The 2500-nt window shown below is 55.6% G+C and carries 1 tRNA gene and 2 rRNA genes (1 of these 3 cut by a window edge); all 3 read right to left on the minus strand.

The annotated features are described in order from the left end of the window. Window positions 1–347 precede the first annotated feature (347 nt). Window positions 348–424 (minus strand) — tRNA-Met (locus EOA19_RS19585). A 226-nt stretch (window positions 425–650) separates the two neighbouring features. Beyond that, window positions 651–765, minus strand: a 5S ribosomal RNA gene (gene rrf, locus EOA19_RS19590). 273 nt (window positions 766–1038) lie between these two features. Beyond that, a 23S ribosomal RNA gene (locus EOA19_RS19595) occupies window positions 1039–2500 on the minus strand (it continues 1360 nt past the right edge of the window).

Below are 2500 nucleotides of genomic sequence, written 5' to 3' on the forward strand. Positions count from 1 at the left end.
GTCCCCCGAATGCGAACGGCCCGCTGGCTGGTGCCTGGGGGACTGTTGTTTGGTGCAGATTGGTTTGCGGGGGACGGGATTGGGTTTTTTGTCCCGCAGCTTGGGCTTCGCCTTGTTGCGGGCGCCTGATCCGGGGCAATCGATGGCCAGCCCAGCCGAACATCAAAACGGCCCGCGGGCTTTGTGCCAGGCGGGCCGTTTACCGCAGATTGGTTGCGGGGACAGGATTGAGTTTTCTGTCCGGCGGCGTCGGCTCCGCTTGCTTGCGGGCGCCTGATGACAGGTTAACTCGCCGGCACCACGGCAAAATACAAAAGAGCCCGCACGAGGGCGGGCTCTTTTGTATTTGGTTGCGGGGACAGGATTTGAACCTGTGACCTTCAGGTTATGAGCCTGACGAGCTACCGGGCTGCTCCACCCCGCGTCAACCCTAAGCAAGCGTTTGCTTGCGTTTCTAAGCAAGCGTTTGCTTGCGTTTCCAGGCAAGCGCTTGCTTGCTTTTTTTGTGTAAGCCGAGGCCTACAGATAGGTATATGGCTGACCAAATGAAAGGGCCGCTTACGCGGCCCGTGATCCCTTGGCGGGCCATTTCATAAAGAGAAGATTTCTCTCACATCCGATTGGATGTGAGTTCAACGTGCGTTTGGCAGACCTGGCAGCGACCTACTCTCCCGCGTCTTGAGACGAAGTACCATCAGCGCTGGAGCGTTTCACGGCCGAGTTCGGAATGGGATCGGGTGCAGCCGCTCCGCCATAACCACCAGGTCGGCAAAACGCACGTTGTTCGAGAAGCTTTTTTGAGCGAATAGCCAATAGTGAGTAGCGAATAGGGACCCTATTTGCTGCTTTCTCTGAGCTGTTCGCTGGTCTTTTTTGTGCCTTTACAGTTCTTTTGGTCCTGGCGCCTTTCGAAGCGAAGCTTCGCAAGGTCGACCGACCGTCGGCGCTGATGCGCCGCACCCACGTAGCGCCGCCCGCAGGGCGGAACAAGCGTGAGTGAGAACATCTGACTTTGTCAGATGAGCATAAGGAATGAGAACGATCAAGCCGATCGAACTATTAGTACCGGTAAGCTTCAAGCGTTGCCGCTCTTCCACACCCGGCCTATCAACGTGGTCGTCTTCCACGGTTCTCAGGGAATACTCGTTTTAAGGTGGGTTTCCCGCTTAGATGCCTTCAGCGGTTATCCCGTCCGGATATAGCTACCCTGCTATGCGGCTGGCGCCACAACAGGTCCACCAGAGATCCGTCCATCCCGGTCCTCTCGTACTAGGGACAGATCCTTTCAATATTCCTACACCCACGGCAGATAGGGACCGAACTGTCTCACGACGTTCTGAACCCAACTCACGTACCGCTTTAAATGGCGAACAGCCATACCCTTGGGACCTGCTCCAGCCCCAGGATGCGATGAGTCGACATCGAGGTGCCAAACAACCCCGTCGATATGGACTCTTGGGGGTCATCAGCCTGTTATCCCCGGCGTACCTTTTATCCGTTGAGCGATGGCCCTTCCACGCGGGACCACCGGATCACTATGACCGACTTTCGTCTCTGCTCGACTTGTCAGTCTCGCAGTCAGGCAGGCTTATGCCATTGCACTCAGCGAACGATTTCCGACCGTTCTGAGCCCACCATCGCGCGCCTCCGTTACTCTTTAGGAGGCGACCGCCCCAGTCAAACTACCCACCATACATTGTCCCGGACCCGGATAACGGGCCGCGGTTAGACATCCATAGTAATAAGGGTGGTATTTCAAGGGTGGCTCCACCTGAGCTGGCGCCCAGGTTTCAAAGCCTACCACCTATCCTACACATGCCACTACGAATGCCAATGTAAAGCTATAGTAAAGGTGCACGGGGTCTTTCCGTCTAACCGCAGGAACCCCGCATCTTCACGGGGAATTCAATTTCACTGAGTCTATGCTGGAGACAGCGGGGAAGTCGTTACGCCATTCGTGCAGGTCGGAACTTACCCGACAAGGAATTTCGCTACCTTAGGACCGTTATAGTTACGGCCGCCGTTTACTGGGGCTTCGATTCAGAGCTTGCACCCCTCCTCTTAACCTTCCAGCACCGGGCAGGCGTCAGACCCTATACGTCGTCTTGCGACTTCGCAGAGCCCTGTGTTTTTGATAAACAGTCGCTACCCCCTGGTCTGTGCCACCCTCCTCTACTTGCGTAGAAAAGGGTCACGCTTCTTCCGAAGTTACGCGTGCAATTTGCCGAGTTCCTTCAGCATAGTTCTCTCAAGCGCCTTGGTATACTCTACCAGACCACCAGTGTCGGTTTCGGGTACGGTTTATAAGGAGGAGCTATTTCCTGGAACCACGCAGCAGCCCGTTCAATCCGATAAGATTGGACTACCTCAATGATCCGTCACTACCTCCAAGCCCACGAATATTAACGTGGTTCCCATCGACTACGCGTTTCCGCCTCGTCTTAGGGGCCGGCTAACCCTGCTCAGATTAGCTTTAAGCAGGAACCCTTGGTCTTTCGGC

Source organism: Mesorhizobium sp. M7A.F.Ca.US.010.02.1.1 (assembly GCF_004023085.1).
In the GTDB taxonomy this organism is placed as follows: domain Bacteria; phylum Pseudomonadota; class Alphaproteobacteria; order Rhizobiales; family Rhizobiaceae; genus Mesorhizobium.